The sequence below is a fragment of the Paenibacillus illinoisensis NBRC 15959 genome (assembly GCF_004000925.1).
Taxonomy (GTDB): domain Bacteria; phylum Bacillota; class Bacilli; order Paenibacillales; family Paenibacillaceae; genus Paenibacillus; species Paenibacillus illinoisensis.
The window spans coordinates 1,172,989-1,193,809 of the sequence record NZ_BIME01000001.1; the positions used below are offsets into that span (position 1 = coordinate 1,172,989).

18 protein-coding genes are annotated in these 20,821 nt (G+C 46.9%); 2 read left to right on the plus strand and 16 right to left on the minus strand.

The genetic code is table 11. The annotated features are described in order from the left end of the window. Positions 1-7 precede the first annotated feature (7 nt). The 10 genes from PIL01S_RS05070 to PIL01S_RS05115 form a co-directional block, all read right to left on the minus strand. Positions 8-763, minus strand: a complete 756-nt coding sequence (locus PIL01S_RS05070; RefSeq protein ID WP_127536518.1) for a manganese efflux pump — start codon at positions 761-763, stop codon at positions 8-10. Between the two features lie 193 nt (positions 764-956). Then, on the minus strand, positions 957-1,787 hold the full coding sequence (gene mutM, locus PIL01S_RS05075; RefSeq protein ID WP_095288112.1) for a DNA-formamidopyrimidine glycosylase: 831 nt from the start codon (positions 1,785-1,787) through the stop codon (positions 957-959). A gap of 114 nt (positions 1,788-1,901) precedes the next feature. After that, entirely contained in the window at positions 1,902-4,556 is a 2,655-nt protein-coding gene (polA, locus tag PIL01S_RS05080; protein ID WP_127536519.1) for a DNA polymerase I, read from the minus strand. Between the two features lie 222 nt (positions 4,557-4,778). After that, positions 4,779-5,438: a phosphate signaling complex protein PhoU gene (gene phoU / locus PIL01S_RS05085; RefSeq protein WP_095288114.1), complete on the minus strand. Its 660-nt coding sequence runs from the start codon at positions 5,436-5,438 to the stop codon at positions 4,779-4,781. A 64-nt stretch (positions 5,439-5,502) separates the two neighbouring features. Continuing rightward, on the minus strand, positions 5,503-6,258 hold the full coding sequence (gene pstB, locus PIL01S_RS05090) for a phosphate ABC transporter ATP-binding protein PstB (RefSeq protein ID WP_095288115.1): 756 nt from the start codon (positions 6,256-6,258) through the stop codon (positions 5,503-5,505). Positions 6,259-6,479: 221 nt separating this feature from the next. Next, positions 6,480-7,664 (minus strand): methyl-accepting chemotaxis protein, encoded by a 1,185-nt coding sequence (locus PIL01S_RS05095; protein WP_127536520.1) that lies wholly within the window; start codon positions 7,662-7,664, stop codon positions 6,480-6,482. 149 nt (positions 7,665-7,813) lie between these two features. Further along, positions 7,814-8,545, minus strand: coding sequence for a response regulator transcription factor (locus tag PIL01S_RS05100; protein ID WP_127536521.1), 732 nt, complete (start codon positions 8,543-8,545; stop codon positions 7,814-7,816). A gap of 117 nt (positions 8,546-8,662) precedes the next feature. Beyond that, positions 8,663-10,492 carry a two-component system histidine kinase PnpS gene (gene pnpS, locus PIL01S_RS05105; RefSeq protein WP_127536522.1) on the minus strand — a complete coding sequence of 610 codons (1,830 nt, stop codon included), beginning with the start codon at positions 10,490-10,492 and terminating at the stop codon, positions 8,663-8,665. Between the two features lie 41 nt (positions 10,493-10,533). Continuing rightward, positions 10,534-10,869, minus strand: coding sequence for a cupin domain-containing protein (locus PIL01S_RS05110; RefSeq protein ID WP_127536523.1), 336 nt, complete (start codon positions 10,867-10,869; stop codon positions 10,534-10,536). A 292-nt stretch (positions 10,870-11,161) separates the two neighbouring features. Further along, entirely contained in the window at positions 11,162-12,031 is an 870-nt protein-coding gene (locus PIL01S_RS05115) for an SDR family oxidoreductase (protein WP_174818665.1), read from the minus strand. A 363-nt stretch (positions 12,032-12,394) separates the two neighbouring features. Here PIL01S_RS05115 and PIL01S_RS05120 point away from each other — a divergent pair, with 363 nt between their 5' ends. Further along, positions 12,395-13,954: a histidine kinase N-terminal 7TM domain-containing protein gene (locus PIL01S_RS05120; protein WP_127536524.1), complete on the plus strand. Its 1,560-nt coding sequence runs from the start codon at positions 12,395-12,397 to the stop codon at positions 13,952-13,954. Positions 13,955-14,110: 156 nt separating this feature from the next. On the opposite strand, the gene PIL01S_RS05125 is transcribed toward PIL01S_RS05120, so the two are convergent. The 4 genes from PIL01S_RS05125 to citZ form a co-directional block, all read right to left on the minus strand. After that, positions 14,111-14,536: a hypothetical protein gene (locus PIL01S_RS05125; RefSeq protein ID WP_127536525.1), complete on the minus strand. Its 426-nt coding sequence runs from the start codon at positions 14,534-14,536 to the stop codon at positions 14,111-14,113. 134 nt (positions 14,537-14,670) lie between these two features. Next, on the minus strand, positions 14,671-15,612 hold the full coding sequence (gene mdh, locus PIL01S_RS05130) for a malate dehydrogenase (protein WP_095288122.1): 942 nt from the start codon (positions 15,610-15,612) through the stop codon (positions 14,671-14,673). Between the two features lie 15 nt (positions 15,613-15,627). After that, entirely contained in the window at positions 15,628-16,920 is a 1,293-nt protein-coding gene (icd, locus tag PIL01S_RS05135; protein ID WP_095288123.1) for an NADP-dependent isocitrate dehydrogenase, read from the minus strand. Between the two features lie 150 nt (positions 16,921-17,070). Further along, entirely contained in the window at positions 17,071-18,183 is a 1,113-nt protein-coding gene (citZ, locus tag PIL01S_RS05140; protein WP_127536526.1) for a citrate synthase, read from the minus strand. Between the two features lie 469 nt (positions 18,184-18,652). Here citZ and ytvI point away from each other — a divergent pair, with 469 nt between their 5' ends. Next, positions 18,653-19,771 carry a sporulation integral membrane protein YtvI gene (gene ytvI / locus PIL01S_RS05145; RefSeq protein WP_127536527.1) on the plus strand — a complete coding sequence of 373 codons (1,119 nt, stop codon included), beginning with the start codon at positions 18,653-18,655 and terminating at the stop codon, positions 19,769-19,771. An 88-nt stretch (positions 19,772-19,859) separates the two neighbouring features. Here ytvI and PIL01S_RS05150 read toward each other — a convergent pair whose 3' ends face one another. Both PIL01S_RS05150 and PIL01S_RS05155 read right to left on the minus strand, forming a co-directional pair. Then, positions 19,860-20,261, minus strand: a complete 402-nt coding sequence (locus PIL01S_RS05150; RefSeq protein WP_127536528.1) for an FxsA family protein — start codon at positions 20,259-20,261, stop codon at positions 19,860-19,862. Continuing rightward, positions 20,262-20,768: an acyl-CoA thioesterase gene (locus PIL01S_RS05155; RefSeq protein ID WP_127536529.1), complete on the minus strand. Its 507-nt coding sequence runs from the start codon at positions 20,766-20,768 to the stop codon at positions 20,262-20,264. Positions 20,769-20,821 lie beyond the last annotated feature (53 nt).

Here is a 20,821-nt window from a genome sequence, read left to right on the forward strand (position 1 = left end):
TTTCACCTCATAACAGCTTCATTATTCCCATAATCATCAGTAACAACGCAGGAAGTACGGACAGTCTTCTCATCCAGCGCAGAGCTGAAAAGCGCAATCCAACTTTCATGCCTATTAACAGAAATGCGCCACTGAACAGCGCGATGACAAGTGCAGTCCACAATGTGGGGAAACCGAGCAAAGCAGCTCCGAGCCCTGCACCGAAGGCATCCAGTGACAGCGCGATTCCAAGCCACATCGCTTCCTGAGCAGATATGCTTCCCGAATTGTCCATATCTGCTTTGGAAGGACTGCGTAATATTTGAATGACAACTCCTAATTTCCGCAGTTCCAGTGTAAATACCATGCGTTCCAGCGATCCGCCGGATACAGATGGTTCAAGATCAAGTGCCAGCACTTGATTTCTGCCTTTGACCGGCGCTGCATGGATTGCTTGCTCTTCATCTCCGACTGCTTCCGTTCCCTCTTCCGATTCGAGGCGATCCTTCCCCTGCTTACGGATCAACTGAATTAATGACCACGCACCGATGGCAATCAGAATAACCGCACCAACGAACGAAGCCACATCAGGAGATACCACATGGGATAGCAGAACTCCCACCTGCATGGACAACGCAATGACCAACCCCGAACAAATGGAGATGACAGCAATGGATAACAGCGGGATCTTCGTCCTGCGCAGCCCGTATGTAATCCCGACACCAAAACCATCTAAACTAAGCGCCAAAGCAAGCGCCAGCAATGAAATAAAATGATGCAGCACCCTGGATTCCTCCCCTGTGCGGGAACTCGTTTCCACCTACCGTTACAGGTAGGTATTCGCCCGCTTATTTCTGCCATATCAGTATATGGAGGGAGTAATCCATGGGTGCTACGTTTTAATCATTTCGTTCATTCCGGTACAAATTCAAACCGTTAGCGTGTAAACGACAATTTCAATTTGTATCTTCTTTGGGTTACTTTAGTGGTTGGCACTTCGGACAGTAATGCGTCCCGCGACCGCCAACAACGCTTTTCTCAATCAATGTACCACACGTTGTACAAGGCTCGGATTTGCGACCATAGATTTTCAGTTGATGCTGAAACATGCCCATCTCACCTTGTCCATTAACATACGATTTGATGGAGGATCCACCTGCATTCACGGCATCCTGCAGCGTAGCTACAATAGCCTCGTGCAGCACCGTCAATTGGGCTTCAGTCAGCGTCTTGGCAATGGTTTCGGGGTGAATGCCTGCGCGAAAAAGGGCTTCGTCCACATAAATATTCCCGATGCCAACGACATATGCCTGATTTAACAATACTGCCTTGATTTTGGTTGTCCGTTTACCAACCGCCTCACGAAATGCGGCCACGGTAAATGCCGGATCCAGCGGCTCAAGGCCGAGCTTCAACAAAGGTTTGGATACGAGCTCTTCGCCCGCTGCAAACAAATGCATGGTTCCAAACTGTCGTACGTCCTTGTATCTCAATTCCGTACCATCTGTGAAGTGAAAGATAACATGGGTATGCTTCTCCACTTCTTCGTGCTGCTCGTATACGCCGTATCGACCTTCCATCCGCAGATGGGAGACCAGTACCAGCCCGTCCAACAAAATCCGTAAAAACTTCCCTCTGCGCTCCACTCCGATGATGGTGTGTCCTGCGAGTTCCAGTGCAAATGCATCTATATCGTCCGGCCGCTGAATGATGCGCGGCAAGTTAACGGTTACGCGTTCAATGGTCTTACCAACAACAAGCTGATTCAATGTTCTTCTGACTGTTTCGACTTCCGGTAATTCCGGCATGATGTTCTCACCTCCCCTATATTATAACGGAAGTTGAGCTTCAGCGGGACCCCTTCTTCTGTCGAATCCTTGTGAGGAAATGTTTGTAAATAAACGGAAATACATGCCGGTTGGTTATTTGGCTTCGTACCAGTTTTCCCCGAAACTTACTTCTGCTTTAAGCGGTACCGAGAGCTCCAATGCTTTTTCCATAACGGATGGCACCAGCTCCTTCATCAGCTCCAGCTCATCCGCAGGTACTTCAAATACAAGTTCGTCATGTACCTGAAGCAGCATACGACTCTTCAATTGGCGTTCCCGTAGCGCTTCATCCATCTGTACCATGGCCAGCTTGATGATATCTGCCGCTGTTCCCTGAATAGGTGTATTCATCGCCGTACGTTCTGCGAAGGAACGCAGATTGAAGTTGCTGGCATTAATCTCTGGCAGGTAGCGACGTCGTTCCAACAGCGTTTTAACGTAGCCATCCTGGCGAGCTTCCTTCACAATGTCATCCATATATCGGCGCACACCCTGGAAGACTTCAAAATACTGATCGATGAACTGTGCTGCCTCTTTACGCGTAATATGCAGATTCTGAGACAATCCATAATCACTTATTCCATACACGATACCAAAGTTAACTGCTTTGGCGGAACGACGCATATCCCCATCCACATCTTCAGGCTTCACACCAAATACATCCGAAGCAGTCTTGGTATGAATATCCATATCATTGACAAACGCTTCCTTCAAGCGCTCATCATCCGAAATATGGGCCAGTACACGCAGTTCAATCTGGGAATAGTCTGCTGCCAGAATGGACCATCCTGGCTCGGAAGGAACAAATACCTTCCGGATTTTGCGACCTTCTTCCATCCGAATCGGAATGTTCTGCAAGTTAGGGAATTGACTGCTAAGTCGTCCCGTTGCAGCAATGGTCTGACGATAATACGTATGCACCTTGCCATCCCGATCAGAAATCTCTTTAAGCAAGCCCTCCACATAAGTGGATTGCAGTTTGGCAAGCTGACGATATTGCAGAATATGCTTGACCACATCATTATAAGGAGCCAATTTCTCCAAAACTTCCGCATCTGTGGAATAGCCTGTTTTTGTTTTTTTCACCACTGGCAAACCCAGTCTATCAAACAAAATCTCACCCAGCTGCTTCGGTGAATTCAGATTGAATTCTGTACCGGATAGTCGGTAAATCTCCGCCATCAGCCTGCTGATCTGTTCCTCGAACTCACGTCCCAAGGCCTGCAGATCTGCTGTATTCGCTTTAATCCCCTGTTTCTCCATGTCTGCCAGAATGCGTGATAACGGCATCTCCAATTCGTGAAAGAGCGCGTTCATCTCATCATTCTCAAGTGCCTGCTCCTGAAGAGGAATAATGGCAGCCACGGCAGCAGCCTTCCGGCACAGGAAATCGCCCAGGATTTCTACATCAGGCACCTTGTATCTTGCACCCTTCCCCATAACCGTGTCGTCTTCAGCCAGGGAAGGCAAGCCATACTTCGAAGTTAAGCCGCTAATGGTCTGATTGGATTCCGTCGGGTCAAGCAAGTAGGCAGCAAGCTGCACATCGAAGGATGCTCCGGCGAATTCAAGACCATGCGCGTGCAGAGCTAGATCGACGCGGTGCAGATCATAACCACGTTTGGGCTTGTCCGGATTACCAAGCCATTCACGAACCGGGACCGCTGCTTCAGAATGTAACACCTCGGGTGAAAGGAAGACATACGTCTCACCTGATCCAATCGCTACCCCAATCAATTTCGCTTGATGTGGATTATCACCATGGGTCTCCACGTGGAGAACATCAATGGATTCCAGGGAACCAAACAGCTCGCCAATCGTTTCTTCTGTAGCAATCGTGGATTCCACTTCGGCAGCCGGTACCGCTTCAGCTGCAGAGCCTGCACTCCCACTGAATGACAAGCGTTCAAGCAAGGATTTGAATTCAAGCTTGGCCAGTGCTGGCCCTGCCTGTTCTTCCTTTAACCCGGCGAACTGCATGTCATCCCAGGTTTGCTCCAGTGGCACTTCTCGGTGAATGGTCGCCAGCTGTTTGCTCATCCGGGCATCTTCGGCATGTGCCTCAATCTTTTCTTTCATTTTACCTTTCAATTCACCTGTGCCGTTCAATACTTCCTCGACAGAACCGAATTGATGCAGAAGTTTCAAGGCAGTCTTCTCTCCAACTCCCGGAATACCCGGAATATTATCCGACGCATCGCCCATCAGGCCTTTGAGATCGATAATTTGGAGTGGCGTCAGACCATACCGTTCCTTAATTTGAGCAGGGTCATACAGTTCGATATCCGTTACCCCTTTGCGCGTGAGACCGATATGTACATGTTCGGAGGCAAGCTGCAGCATATCCTTGTCACCCGATACAACCAATACCTGTCTTCCAGCCTCGTCTGCGCGTTTGGTTAGCGTTCCGATGATATCGTCCGCTTCAAACCCGGCCAGCTCAAACTGGGCAATACCCAATCCTTGCAGCAATTCTTTGAGTAATGGAAATTGTTCCGACAGCTCGGGTGGTGTTTTTTCACGGCCACCTTTATACTCCTGGTAACCTTCGTGACGGAAAGTGACTTTGCCAGCATCAAATGCCACCATGACATGGGTTGGCTTATGCTCTTCCAGCAATCGGAGCAGCATGGTGGTGAAGCCATACACCGCATTGGTATGCAATCCTTTCGAATTCGTCAGAGGAGGCATTGCAAAAAACGCCCGGTAAATAATGCTATTTCCATCTATGAGAATAAACTTTTCCATTCCAGCACCTCACGTATCGTATGGTCAAACCCTCAAGTACATCTACTCTCATGATAACATACACACCTGTTACAACAAAAAAGATTGGGCATCTTTTTACACATTCCATCCAGCAAAAAAAGAACTCTCTCCACAGACAGCCTGTCGTTTGCAGGCTGCCGGGAAAAAGTCCCTTGTTTTTGCAGCAAATCGTCCCCAATTCCACTGATTTGCCGTTACTGATTATTGGTTCAAATCCGGACGCTTACCTGTTACCAGATAAACCGTGCTCTCCCCAATGTTGGTTGCATGATCGCCTATGCGTTCAATATAGCGTCCTACCAACATGAGCAGCATGGCCTGAGAGGCCTGAGTTGGATGAGAGGTCATGAAACTGTATAGATCTCCAATCATATGACTGTACAGCTGGTCCACCTGATCATCCGTTTGTGCCATTTTGTAAGCCAGATCCGTATTTTCCTTCAGGAACGACTCGATGGATTCATCAATCATCTCTTTGACGATTTCCGCCATACGCGGGATATCCACAAGTGGCTTAATCAGCTCCTGGCCTTCCATACGAAGCGTCACTTTGGCAACGTCCAAGGCGAGATCGCCCATACGCTCGAGATCACTTGAGATTTTGAACGCCACAATAATACGGCGCAAATCCTTCGCGACTGGCTGCTGGGTAATAATGAGCTTGGAGCCCAGTTCCATGATTTTGTCTTCAAGCGCATTCAGATTCGCATCATTCTTGATGATGACCTGAGCTTTCTCAGCATCCAATGTCCGTAAACTCTCAATGGCACCATCCAATGCCGTTCCTACATGCTCACCCATTTGCCGAAGCAAAATGCGAAGCTCTTCAAGCTCCTGATCAAATTCTTTCCTGCGAATCATAGGTTTCCATGTCCCCCTTGTCCATCATCTCCGGATACGCCGGGTTCGTTCGAATTCAGCTTGCTTAACCGAACCGTCCGGATATATAATCCTCGGTTCGGGAATCCTGGGGCGTGGAGAACAGCGTTTCTGTATCAGCGGCCTCCACAACTTCACCATTCAGGAAAAATACTGTCTTACCCGATACGCGGGCAGCCTGATGCATGTTGTGGGTTACCATGACGATGGTGTACTTGTTGTGCAGTTCCTTGACCAGTTCCTCGATCTTTAATGTCGAGATGGGGTCCAGGGCCGAAGTGGCTTCATCCATTAGCAGTACATCAGGCTGTACCGCGAGGGCTCGTGCAATACAGAGTCGCTGCTGTTGACCGCCGGACAGACTAAGCGCCGATTTTTTGAGTACATCCTTGACCTCATCCCACAATGCAGCGTGCACAAGACTTTGCTCAACCAACTGGTCCAGCTCCGCCTTCTGGGTAACACCGTGCAAACGGGGGCCGTATGCGACATTATCATAGATTGATTTTGGAAAAGGATTGGGCTGCTGAAACACCATGCCTACTCGTTTGCGCAGCGTTTCAACTTCGATTTCATTACTGTAGATATCCGATCCATCGAGCAGAACTTGTCCCTCGACACGTACTCCCGGAATCATGTCATTCATCCGGTTTAATGTACGGAGCAACGTGGATTTACCACAACCTGACGGTCCAATGAATGCAGTTACGGTTCGTTCCGGCAGGTCCATTGATATATTTTTAAGCGCATGATGCGTATCATAGTACAAATTAAGTCCTTCAATGTGAATGAGTTCCTTCATGGATGTTCACTTCTCCTTCGCTGGAGGGACAAACCAAGCTCCCTTTACGTTGAGGCCGAGGCCAGATCAATAATCTTCAGCATCTCGGTCATCCTTAATATCCTACCTTCTTATTGTAAAAAGAGTATCACTTTCATGTTAACGGAATGTAAAAAGACATCCTTCAACAAGCCATGACCTTCCCATTCCGATCACAGATGGTAAATGATGTCTATCTTTGTTTACAATTCTCCCCCAGAAATCATAGAATCCAGTTTTTTTCGGATATAATCCGCCACTTCTCCAGTCTGCTTGCCTTCCTCTGCGATGTTGGCAGCAATATGCAGCATACCTTCCACGGCGGAGTTTAAACGATTGAAAGCTTCACTTCCTTCGGTAACATGTACGGAGCTGTCGTCAATTTCAGCAGCACTGGCGCGAACCAGTTCAACGGTTTGTCTGGTTAGTTCACCGATCCCTTCGAGTAATGAGGACATATCTCCCGCAACCTCACGAGTTTGTTTGGCTAAGGCCCGAATCTCGCTGGCAACAACCTGGAAGCCTCGCCCATACTCGCCAGCGTGAGCTGCCTCGATGGAAGCATTCATCGCAAGCAACGCACTCTGATCGGCCAGAGAACGAATGGAACGTGCCATGCCCGCTCCGGTTTCTATTGAGGTCAGCATATCATTCGCATGCTTGCGCTGTCCTCCCATGTGCTGATGTACGCGGTTATACGAAGCCTCAACCTGCATAAGACTGCTTGCGCCCTGTTCAGACAATTGAATAATTTGTTTCGCATCTTCTCCCGTCTTTCCAGCGGATTGAACCAGTTTGGTAATCGACTCATGAATCCGGGATATTTCTTTCTGGCTCTCGGTAATGGTGTGAACACGTTCTTCTCCAGCCTCGTGCTGCATCCTTCTGGAAAGGGACATGAGATCCCGCATGGTTAATACGCCAAGCAGCCTGTTCTCCTCCGTTACAATGATGCAATCATAGAAATGCTCCTCACTTCGTGACAAGGCTACATCAATCACTTCTGGCGCATCAGCTAGTACATCCACGACTACCGGAGATGAATTAGCAACATGCGATATGGACTTGCGATAAAACAAATCCGCGGCGAAACGTCCATTCAGTATTCGATACAAGGTATCCCGCATCAATAACCCCAGCGGGCGATTCTGATCGTCACCCAATACAACACATGGATATTTCTGTTCCTGACTCAGTATGCTAGCAGCCTCTCCACAAGTGGTATGCACCCCCACCATGGGAACCTGACGGCAGTACTCTCGGATGGCCACCTGGTTGTTAAGGGTTAATTCTGTAAGATCATCCTGAGTTAAACGAATCGAGTCATCCTCATGCTTATATGTATCTTCTACGGATAGATCAGGCTTTTCTTCGAGCAACGTGGGCATAAATGCGCAATCTCCTTTACGTATGAGCTCCGTCCTGAGATGGGTTATGTAGGTCCTAAGAATCACTCGGACAAGTTCATGCTACTCCCTCGATGTAAAGGAAAATAAAGGTTTATGTAAATTGGACGTAAAATAAAACTCCCCGATCATTACGAATTTGAATGATGGGGAGTTTTTCTTTTTACAACCAGTTTATAACCTACACCTCGAATGGAATCAATGTGTACGGATTCCGGGTCCAGCTCCAGCTTTTTACGCAATGAACTTACATGAACGTCTACGGTGCGCTGGCCTCCAATATAATCGAAGCCCCAGACCGCATTCATCAGGTCATCACGTGTAAGAACAACGCCTGGCTTCTTGGCTAAGTAGAGCAGAACTTCAAATTCTTTGGGACGCAGACTTATGGATTGTCCACCCAGCGTCACTTCATACTTCAGTGGATAGATCTCAAGTTCGCCCAGTACAATTCGTGAACCATCCTTGTCCTCTGGCTGCGGCAGGTCATCACCATTGGAATATCTTCTTAATACGGCGTCCACCCTGGCCAGCAGTTCCGACACGCCAAAGGGCTTCGTGATATAGTCGTCAGCTCCGGATTTCAGACCCTGTACCACCTCGGCTTCACCGTTCTTCGCCGTAAGGATGATGACGGGTGTAGTTACACCCTGAACTCTTAATTTGTTCAGAATATCCAGACCGTTCATTCCGGGCAGCATCAGATCCAGCAGAATCAAATCAAAGTCCTGCGAAACTGCACGGTCATATCCTGAAGATCCATGATCCTCAGCGGTAACGTCATAACCTTCCTGTGTAAGGTTGTACGTAAGCAATCTCGATAATGTAGGTTCATCTTCAATAACTAGCAAACGCTGTGCCATGATACCCCTTCTCTCCTTATAGGTTGTCTGTTGCCACAACACTTTTTATATCATAGCACTTATTTGTTAACGCTGTGTAAAGCAATTCATTCGATTTTACAATTCACTTCTTCAGGCCTAGATTTCTTCATCCTGTATCAGGGGAAGGATGACCTTGAACGTTGTACCCATGCCAAGTTCACTCTCAACCGATAACTTGCCGTGGTGCAGCTCAACCAGATGTTTCACAATGGATAACCCAAGCCCCGTACCACCAGAGTTGCGTGATCTTCCTTTGTCTACCCGGTAGAAACGTTCAAAAATTCTCGGCAGGTCCTTCTTCGGAATACCAATCCCGGTGTCCGATACTGCAAATACCACCTGTTCCTCGGTTTCACCATGTTCGACTGTCACCTGTAATTTAACACGTCCCCCTTCAGGAGTGTAGTTAATCCCGTTCGAGAGCAGGTTAATGAAAATCTGTTTCATTTTATCCTCGTCGGCCTCGATATACAGCTCCTCTGGCACAAACATCTGCAAACGAATCTGCTTCTTCTCTGCCACTTTGGATAGTGTACCCAGAACCATCTCGAAGAACGAATGCACATGTACAGGAGAACATTGCAGCGGTGCCCGCTTGGATTCGATCTTGGATAACTCCAGAATATCCCCAATTAACCGGTTTAATCGATCGCCTTCGTCATAGATGATCTGCAAGAATGACCGTTCCGTCTCTTTGTCCTGCACTCCCCCGCTGAGCAGCGTCTCAGCAAACCCTTTGACCGCGGCCACAGGAGTCTTCAATTCATGGGAAACATTCGCTACGAACTCACTGCGCATCGACTCCAGTCTGCGTATCGCCGTAACATCCTGCAATAGGAACAGCATCCCGCGGTATCCGCCATCATCTTCAGTCATCGGAACACCGTCAATACGAATCAGACGTTCCTCGGGGTTAAAAATACTTACCTCCTCATGCATCCGTTCCTGAACAGCTACACTTTCTTCAATCGTCCGCGTCAATTCATAATGTTTCTTCAATTCGATATAGGGTTTGCCTGTCACGCGTTCCGATTGAATACCCAGCATACGCTCTGCTTCCCGGTTAACCAGTGCAATGGATTGGGAGGCATCAATCATGACAATGCCGCCTGCCATGTTGGCCAGGACACTCTGAAGTAGTGCCTCATTATCACGAATCGTTTTGAGCTGTGTCTGTAGACTGTCAGCCATTCCGTTAATTGCCAGTCCAAGCTGTCCAATTTCGTCTCTGCGTGTTACCTTTACCCGTGCATCATATTCCAGTTTGGTAATCCGATGAGCTACCTTCGTGATGTGTTCGATCGGTGAGGTTAATCCCCGAGCAACCCGGTAACTAACCAGAGCCACAATCAGGAACAACAGCCCCAAGGCTACAAACATGATTAACCAGCCACGTTGTAACCCCTGGTCCACAGCAGCCAAACTCATGGATAATCGGATGTAACCATCGAATTCTCCGCCTGGTATTTCTACCATGTCACTTTGATCCGAGTTCACGGGCAGAGCGACATATAACATATCTTCTCCCAGTGTCTCACTGAAACGGATGGACTGGCCATAGCCATCACCAACTGCACCCTTGATTTCTTCCCGGTCATGGTGATTATCCATTGTAGCAGGATCACTCTCTGAATCACCAATGACCGTTCCATCCCGATTAATAAACGTTACCCTTGAATCGGTGAGCTTCTCCAGCTCGCCTGCACGATCTGAATAGTACTTTCTTGTTTCAGCCGAGGTTGGATCGGTCGCATCGTGGAAAGGAAACGTCGCCTTCAGCAAATTGATTTCACGCACCATCGTTTGTTCCAGAGCCGTGGTGTGTGTAGTTTTAAATACTCTGCCCATCGTATATCCAGCCACAATGACGGATACACCAATCAATATCATCATGATGATGGAAAGGCGAACTCGAAACGGTCTCATTAATCTCTTCCTTTTTTAGTTAATCTCAATTATAGGTCAGTTCACTCTATCCGATCGCCACGTGTGCCTGGCAGTGAAACGACCAGGAACTCTACTTCATCTGCACTTGTATTTTGCATCTGATGAGGCACACCTGGTGGAATCTCCAGTCCTTCATGTGGCTCAAGTGTATACTCCACGCCATCAAGCTCCATACACGCCACTCCGCTCAGGATAAAAAAGAATTGGCGGCTTACGTTATGGTAATGACGTATTTCAGCTGTTCCTGCAGGCATGCGTTCATGAATAATGCTTAAACCTTCGTTCTGCACGAGATGCCATCCATCACATTGTGCACCCCATATGTAATGTGCTGCGTTTTGTTTGCTAATCTTCATGTTGTATCCTCCCGATAGGTATGTTCCGTCTATCATATCACAGTTGCCTTTGGGACAGATTCGTTTCTAATTGAAACCAGAACGACATAAAGTGCTTTTACGGTACGAGGTCCAAGAGAACCATTTATCAAGAATATCATGTAACTATCATTTCTGATCCTGACTTTTGTAAACATAGCACAGAAATTTGGGAACATTGTCAAAAAAACATAAAGACGTACCGCCAGCATTAGCTGAACGATACGTCTTTAGATATGTGTGTTGAAAGTATTAACTCAAACCAAGCATCATTTTATCCGTTAACGACTTCGCCACCGTTGATGTGAATGACTTGTCCACTTACATAGGATGAATCATCCGAAGCGAGATATACATATGCAGGAGCCAGCTCATCCGGTTGACCAGGACGTTTCATCGGCTGCGTAGCGCCGAATTCGCTCACCTTTTTCTCATCAAATGTCGATGGAATCAGTGGTGTCCAGATTGGGCCTGGAGCTACCGCATTTACACGAATGCCTTTTTCAATAACATTCATGGACAGGGAACGCGTGAACGATGTAATCGCTCCTTTGGTGGACGAATAGTCGAGCAGAGTTGGGCTACCTCGATAGGCTGTGATGGACGTCGTGTTGATGATTGTGCTGCCTTGCTTCAGATGTGGCAGGGCTGCCTGCGTGATATAAAACATCCCGAAGATATTGGTGCGGAACGTCCGCTCCAGCTGTTCAGGCGTAATATCCTCCAGCTGCTGCTGTGGGTGCTGCTCGGCCGCATTGTTAACCACAATATCCAGCTTGCCCAGCTGCTCTACCGTCTGTTGAACAGCTTTCTTGGCAAATGAATCATCACCAATGTCTCCGGCAATCAGGATACACTTGCGTCCTTCCTGTTCCACTTGACGTTTGGTTTCTTCTGCATCCTGGTGCTCGCTCAGGTATACAATGGCTACATCCGCGCCCTCTTTGGCATACGTAACGGCAACTGCACGCCCGATTCCACTGTCACCTCCGGTAATAAGGGCAACTTTGTCCAATAATTTGTCAGCCGCCTTATACTGCGGTTTTTCGAACTCCGGCTTAGGGTGCATCTCCGATTCAATTCCGGGACGCTGGTCCTGATGTTGTGCTGGCATCGTTTTTTGCGATTGTGTATTGGTTGACATTTCACATTCTCCTCTCAAAATGAATGGCTCTAAACTTCTCATTCTGTAGGATGGCATGAACAGTACAGATTATTCCTGCTGCAGCTGACATCATCCAAAACTCACTTCTGCTGTCTCGATACTTACTTACCACTCTCTTTTGGAGGTCAAACAGAAAATATAATGAATTAAAGATTGTACCAAATTTCGATTATTTTTCGAAAATGACCTGTTTCATGACACAAATTGTATTCCTATGCTGCTTGGGCTGATGTACAATGTACAGTATACAAATGTGATTTTAGTACCTTATACCCGGTATATATCCTGCGTTCGATCAAGCATCTTAAATAACAGATTCTCAATCTGACATGGAGCCAATCAATGGAATCGCACATTAACGCTTATATATCCCTTGTAACCACTTCAGCCGTCCTGAATGTTTTTTTGTGTGTATACACCTATTTTAGAAGAGCAGAAATTTCAAGAGCCAACGTATTTATGCTCTATACGGCTGCCTTATCCGTTTATACCTTTGGTTATGCCATTGAGCTCGCCAGCAATACACTGGAACAAATGAAATTCTGGACGGTAGTGGAGTACATGGGCATGCCTTTCTCCGCCTCCCTCGGCTTGATCCTGATGATCCAGTACACGGGCAAGTCACTATCGAAAAAGGCAACTGCAGCGTTGTTCGTCATTCCGACGATTACGCTCTTCATGGTTGCAACCAATGACTATCACCATTTGTTCTATAAAAAAGTATGGCTTCGAACAGATAGTTCTGTTCCTTTGATGGATATTGCCGCTGGCCAATGGTATGTTGTTCACGGAGCATTTACGTTTTCATGTCTATTATGTGCGTGTCTGATCCTCATTGCGCAATGGAAGCACACCAAGAAAATGTATCGCCGTCAGCTGCTTACATTGATTACATCCCAACTGATACCGATGACGGGTGCCTTTCTTTATTTAATGGGACTGACGCCAGGAGGAATGGATCCTGTGCCGGTACTCATGTGTGTCACTTCATCCATGTACATCTGGGCAATCCTGTCTTCTCGCTTGTTGACCATCGTTCCTATAGCCAAAGACAGTATCTTTGAGAGCATGCGCGAGGGCGTTATTGTCCTGGATGGTTCGAATCGTCTGGTCGATTACAACAAAGCGCTGCGCGATATGCTGCCTGAACTGGAGACAAGCATGGTTGGACAGCCGCTGAATGATATCTGGCTTTCACTGGCCGGAGAGACTTTTCCCGTGGAATATGGAAGAGAAGGCCTACAGACGGATCTCTATTGGCAGTTACATGGGCAGACGGTCTGTTATCAGGTCAGAACATCTTATGTGCATAACAAAAACGGAGAGACCGTTGGAAGCTTGATCATGCTAATCGATATTACGGAGCAGCGGTTTCTGCAAGAACAATTGAAGCAGCTAGCTTATTTCGACGGTTTGACCAAAATATACAATCGGACGCAGTTCCTGCATAAAGGCCGTGAAATACTGAACGAGGCACAGCTTAGCCATCAGCCTGCAACTTTTATTCTATTTGATATCGATCATTTTAAACGGATCAACGACACTTATGGACACGAAGTTGGGGATCAGGCCCTTGTTCATGTCGTCTCGGTATGTAATCGTTATTTGAACTCTGAAATGGTGTTCGCCCGGTATGGCGGAGAGGAATTTGTCATTGCCCTGCCGAATGCAGCTCTTCAGGATGGAAAGCAGCTAGCCGAGCAGTTACGTGTCGCTTTGCTGAATGACCCTCTTCATGTGGAGGGAAGTCTTGTTCCCATTACTTCAAGCTTTGGGGTTGCCCAGTATAGCAGTGAAACGGATTCACTTGAATCCTTGCTTCGGGATGCCGATAGTGCATTATACGAGTCCAAACGAAATGGGCGCAATGCTGTATTTGCTCATTCAGTCAGCCTTACCTAATCCAATATGGTAAGCAAATAAAAATAGACAGCCTCATGGGTTGTCTATTTTTGATACTAACATGATTACCTTGCCTGCTTGTCTACCCGCATTTTATGCAAGCGTTTTAGATTCTGGTTAACTGGCTGTATCGAGCAATATCTTGCAGATAACTAGTTAGATTATCGTGCGATCAACCATAAGATAAACCATAATGAGCAAGAGGACAGCCAGTATTGTACTGAACGTACGAATCTTGCCCTGCTCGGGGCTCACATCACGGTTGCTTTTCACACCTTCTGCTGCGAGACGCAGCGGTTTACCCATAATACCGCCAATGGCAGCAATGGCGAGCAATAAAACAACAACGACACCCATCCACAGGTAGGAATACTCACCCTTGGTCATCAGATATCCGCCTGTGAGAAGCTGGATAACCAATCCATACTGGGCAATGCGGTTCAAGGAACGAACCGATGTGAATGCGCCTTCCTGTGCCGCAGCATTCAGCGTGCGGATCTTACCAACAACGAACGGCAAGATCAGATAGAACCCCATGGATAGCGCTCCAATGATATGGAGCAAATACATAATCATTGTCAAAATTTCCATCCTCCTCATTATTTTCAGTGTGCTATACATCACATCCCATTATACTGGGGAACTTATCCAAAGAAAAGAAAACCTCCGGGTTTCCGGAGGTTTTCTCACTTTCCATGTTCAAGAAGTTTTCAAACTTATATGGTCACGACTGAAATGACGTTTCGAACAGAATCCGCAGACTTGTCGAGTCCCGCCTTTTCTTCAGGTGTGAGCTCGAGTTCAAATACTTTCTCAATCCCGTTACCACCCAGAATGGTTGGCACACCGAGGAACAAGTCGTTATAACCATACTCGCCTTCCAAGTAAGCAATCACTGGGATGATCCGTTTTTTGTCCTTCAAAATGGCTTCGGTCATCTGAACCAGTGAAGCGGCTGGGGCATAATAGGCACTTCCGTTACCCAGCAGATTGACAATTTCGCCGCCGCCAACACGTGTGCGCTGTACGATGGATTCAATGCGATCTGCCGGAATCAATGTGTCAATTGGAATACCACCAACGCTTGAATAACGAACAAGTGGTACCATGTCGTCTCCGTGGCCACCAAGAACGAAACCACGAACATCCTCAACGGATACATTTAGCTCTTGCGCAATGAATGTGCAATAACGCGCTGTATCCAGGACACCGGATTGGCCGATAACTCGGTTTTTAGGAAATCCTAGTGTTTTATATGCAGCATAAGTCATCGCATCTACCGGGTTACTCAGAATAATGACGATGGAATCAGGGCAATATTTTTTCACATTTTCACACACGGACTTCACGATTCCAGCGTTGGTATTGACCAGATCATCACGGCTCATTCCCGGCTTGCGGGCAATACCTGCAGTGATAATCACAATGTCTGAACCTGCCGCATCTTCGTAGTTTGAAGTTCCGACGATATTACTGTCAAAGCCTTGAACAGGGCTCGCTTCCAGCATATCAAGTGCTTTACCTTTAGTCGGGTTTTCCAATTGAGGAATATCAACCAGCACAACGTCTCCAAGCTCCTTTTGGGCAAGCATTAGAGCGGTTGTTGCTCCGGTAAATCCGGCACCGACTACTGTGATTTTTTTGCGCTGAATAGTCATGCCTCTCAACTCCCCTTACAGGTTTTTAATGATTTGATCAGCGAATTCAGAGCATTTAACTTCAGTAGCACCATCCATTAGACGTGCGAAGTCATACGTTACGGTTTTGTTGTTGATGGAAGTTTCCATACCTTTGTAGATCAGGTTTGCTGCTTCTTGCCATCCCAGGTGCTCAAGCAACATAACGCCAGACAGGATAACGGAACCAGGGTTCACGACGTCTTTGTCCGCATACTTAGGTGCAGTACCGTGTGTAGCTTCGAAGATCGCATGGCCTGTTACATAGTTGATGTTCGCTCCTGGAGCGATACCGATACCACCAACTTGTGCAGCAAGGGCGTCGGACAGGTAGTCACCGTTCAGGTTCAATGTAGCAATAACATCGAATTCGCCTGGACGAGTCAATACTTGTTGCAGAGCAATGTCGGCAATCGCATCTTTAACAATGATTTTACCTGCATCTTCAGCTGCTTTTTGAGCTGCATTCGCTGCATCTGTACCTTCTTTTTCCTTGATGATGTCGTATTGTGCCCAAGTGAACACTTTATCGCCGAACTCTTCCTCAGCGACTTCATAACCCCAGTTTTTGAAGGCACCTTCAGTAAATTTCATGATGTTGCCTTTGTGTACCAATGTCACGCTCTTACGGTTGTGATCGATGGCGTATTGAACTGCTGCACGTACCAGACGTTTGGAACCTTCGGAAGATACTGGCTTGATACCGATACCTGAAGTTTCAGGGAAACGGATTTTGTTAACGCCCATTTCCTGTTGCAGGAACTGAATCACTTTTTTCACTTCATCGGAACCTTCAGCATACTCGATACCTGCGTAGATATCTTCTGTATTTTCACGGAAAATGACCATGTCTACCAGTTCAGGACGTTTAACCGGGGAAGGCACTCCGTCGAAATAGCGTACAGGACGCAGGCAAGTGTACAGGTCAAGCTCCTGACGCAATGCTACGTTCAGGGAACGAATTCCGCCACCGATTGGCGTCGTCAGAGGTCCTTTGATGGCTACGATATACTCACGAATGGCTTCAAGCGTATCATTCGGCAACCACTCACCGTATGTATTGAATGCTTTCTCACCAGCAAACACTTCATACCATGCAATTTTTTTGCTGCCATCATATGCTTTTTCTACAGCTGCATCCAATACACGCTTGGAAGCTTTCCAGATGTCGCGGCCTGTACCGTCACCTTCGATAAAAGGAATGATCGGGTTATTAGGCACTTGCAGTGTTCCGTTATCAATCTGAATTTTTTCCCCTTCAGTTGGATGAGCGAATTTTTCTAATTTCATAATCATAATTCCTCCTAGAGTGTTGGTATAATTCCGGTATCATGATACCGCTTGTCTTATCGAAGGAAGGGTCTTGATGTCTGACCAGGCTTGCTGCCAGTTTTCGGGACCCTTCACCCCATCCAGTTTATTATACTGGTTTTCCGTCTATTAGCGAAGCTCAACAGAAATGTAACGTTGATCCGTTGGACCTGTATATTCTGCACGCGGGCGAATAATGCGGTTATCCGCAAGCTGCTCCAGAATATGAGCTGTCCATCCGGATACCCGGCTGATGGCAAAGATCGGCGTGAACAGTTCCTGTTCAATACCCAGCTGGGTATACACGGAAGCGGAATAGAAATCCACGTTCGGCTTCAACCCTTTTTGTCCGGTAACCAGTTCTTCAATCTTAACAGACATGTCATAAAGGCGGGTGTCATTGTTCATGCTGCCCAGCTCTTTGGACATCTTCTGCAGGTGTTTGGCACGTGGATCACCATTTTTGTATACACGGTGTCCGAAGCCCATGATTTTCTCACGATTGTTCAGCTTCTCCTGAATCGCTGCTTCCAGACGATCCGGCGTGCCGATCTCATTCAACATTTTCATGACGGCTTCATTCGCACCACCATGCAGGGGTCCCTTCAGTGCGCCAATAGCGGAAGTTACGCCTGAATAAATGTCGGAGAGCGTAGCTACGGTTACCCGTGCTGCAAACGTCGAAGCATTCAGTTCATGATCGGCGTGCAGAACCAGAGCCTGATCCAGCGCTTTAACTGCCGTATCGGAAGGTTCTTCACCTGTCATCATGTACAGGAAATTCTCAGCGATGGAAGCGCCTTCTTTAGGAGCCACAGGCTCTTTTCCCTGACGGATGCGGGCGATGGCTGCCACAATGGTTGGCAATTGAGCCTGCAACTTGACCGCTTTATTTTCATTAGCTTCAGCTGTCATCTCGTCAGCCTGCTCATCATACAGTCCCAGAGCGGATACTGCAGAACGCAGTGCTGCCATGGTACTCATGTTTTTCGGATACAATCGGATTTGTGCAATCAACTCGCTCGGAATCGGCGCGTAATCGCTCAGGCTTTTACGAAGGGATTTCAATTCATCCGTATTGGGCAATTTGCCGAACCACAGCAAATAAGCAACTTCTTCAAAGCTTGCGTGTTCAGCCAAATCGTCAATATTGTAGCCACGGTATGTAAGTACACCGTCTACAATGGAACTGATCGAAGAGGTTGTTGCAACGATGCCTTCCAGACCTTTGGTAGCTGTCATATTACATCTCTCCTTTAATAAACGAAATCAAGAAACCACAAAGCATGATGAAGCTCTTAGAAAAGCATAATAATTGGTGTTGAAAACATTTACAATTCATTAAATAGTAAAACCGTCAAAATTCGGGTTTCTTATCTGTCAATCGGTATTTCCTTATAACATCATACTGGATTTTGTCGGTTATGTGAACATCACCAAAGGCCATTCGCACATCAAACTTCTTTATCACGCCTATAAATCATTTTTGAAAGCCTTTACAAAAACAAGGTTGACATTTTATCCTATTTATATAATTCTGTGCGCCTGCTCCATGAATATTGCTATATATCCGTGTGTTCTGGCATACTCTAGGCAAAAGAAAATAAATGCTCCTTGGCAGGCCAAACAAACGTTTCAAAACGCTGCAATTGCTCTATATTAACTAGATAGCTTCTATGCTGATCGAAATTGTTAGAAGGAGACGTGACGTTTGGACAGAATTATTATGAAACGCCTACTGCGCGGCTTGTGGGTCATTATTGCGACCGTTCTGATCGCCTTTGCCATATACTTGCTGTTCCCGCTTCTATACCCCTTTGTCATCGCATGGATTATTGCTTATGCGATGAATCCACTGGTGAAGCTGCTTCAGGACAAAGCCCGCTTTCCACGCTGGTTAGCCGTAACCCTTTCATTAATCGTCTATTTCGGGGCAATCGTTGTGATACTTTCCGCAGCAGTAACCCGGATGGTAAAAGAAGTGATATCACTCACCACGAGTTTTGACCTGCATGTGGACGAGATTAAGGAAACCTTTGTCCGCTGGACCCAAAACGATACGATTCAGAACCTGATCGGACAGATTAACGAATTTTATAAGGAAAATCCTAACTATCAGGAAACGATCAACAGCAATATCAGCAAAACAACCGAAACGGTAGGTACCGCTGTCAGCGATCTGGTTACTGGATTTTTCAATATGATTTTGGGTCTGCTGACCTCGCTTCCCAACATGGGAGCAGTTTTAATTGTCGTTCTGCTCTCGACGTTCTTTATTAGCAAAAGCTGGACCCGCCACGGCATTACAGTCTCGGGATGGGTGCCTTCTTCAATCCGCAAACCGATTACGGACATATGGAACGACTTAAAGAAAGCATTGTTCGGCTATGCTCGTGCTCAGCTGATCATGATTTCCATAACTGCGGTATTTGTCATGATTGGATTGCTCATCTTACAGGTGAAGTCTGCTTTCACCATAGCTCTGCTAATCGGGCTGGTTGATCTTTTGCCTTATCTTGGCGTTGGACTGGTCATGGTTCCATGGGCAGCATACCTGTTTATGAACGGAGACCTCTATCTCGGGATTGGTATTTCGGTCGTTTATCTCATCGTACTGATTGCGAGACAGATCATTGAGCCAAAGGTGCTGGCAAGCAGTGTAGGTCTGGATCCACTTGCGACACTGGTGGGCATGTTTGTTGGATTGAAGCTCTTTGGCGTACTGGGCCTGATCATCGGTCCTGTCAGCTTGGTCATCCTTGATGCCTTCAATCGTGCGAATGTGCTGCGCGATCTGAGAACGTACATCATCAATGGCCGGGTCCGATAGCTTTTGTACATTTTTTAATACATCAAAAAGGCTCCTTCTGCAGGAAAGATCTGCGCGAAGGAGCCTTTAATAATGAATCAACACCATATTACGGACGGCGGTAGAACGTGATGCTGCCGTTTTTCATTTTTTTCTCAAGCCAACCCAGGAAAAATAAGCGGTACACTGCACGTGTTAACGGAAATACCAGGGTAAATCCGATGATATCCGTAACAAACCCTGGAATCAACAGCAAGAAACCACCCACAAAAATAAAAAGTCCGTCTACCATTTTCCGTCCAGGCACTTTACCGCGTTCCATCTCGGTTTTGGCATCGACGAGTACTTTTCGCCCTTCAAATTGCAGCATCGCTATACCAATCAAGGACGTGAGAATCATGAGAAGCAAGGTCTTCCCGGCTCCGATCCAGTCACTCATCAGAATGAATCCAAACAATTCAATAACCGGAACGAATAATAATATAGCCCACATCCATTTTCGCATTACCAATTACTCCTTTCCTGAGAGCCACACTTTCTCCAGTGCGCTATAGAGCTCAGGGGCGGCTTTATCCAGTCTTACCGGCTTCCAATCTCCATTCACCCACACATGCTGGGTAGAGCCTGTAACCAGTCGTTCTCCCGGAAGCGATTCATCAGAAGCCCATAGCTGCTCTCCAATGCCGAATTGTACAGCAAGGTCTTCGGTCATGCGTCTTACGTCGTACTCATAATTTAATCGAAGACCACTAAATGCAACAATTCGGGTGAATATCATAATCTCATCATCATACTTTGCAGGCTTATGATACTTCACATCCAGTCCAGTTACGGGAAGCAGTAGCCCCTGTTCCTCCATTTTACGATATGTATACCCCATTTGGCGAATCATCTCGGTTCGACCGATTTCAAACCAATTCAAATAGTTGGCGTGATAGACCACACCCATCTGATCACTCTCTTGATAGCGTACACGCAGACGTGCCGCATACCAGTTTCCATGGTGCTGTTCTTTCATGTTAACGGCCTCCTTCGGTCTACCATTTATACGTATTCATCCAGTAAAAGTGT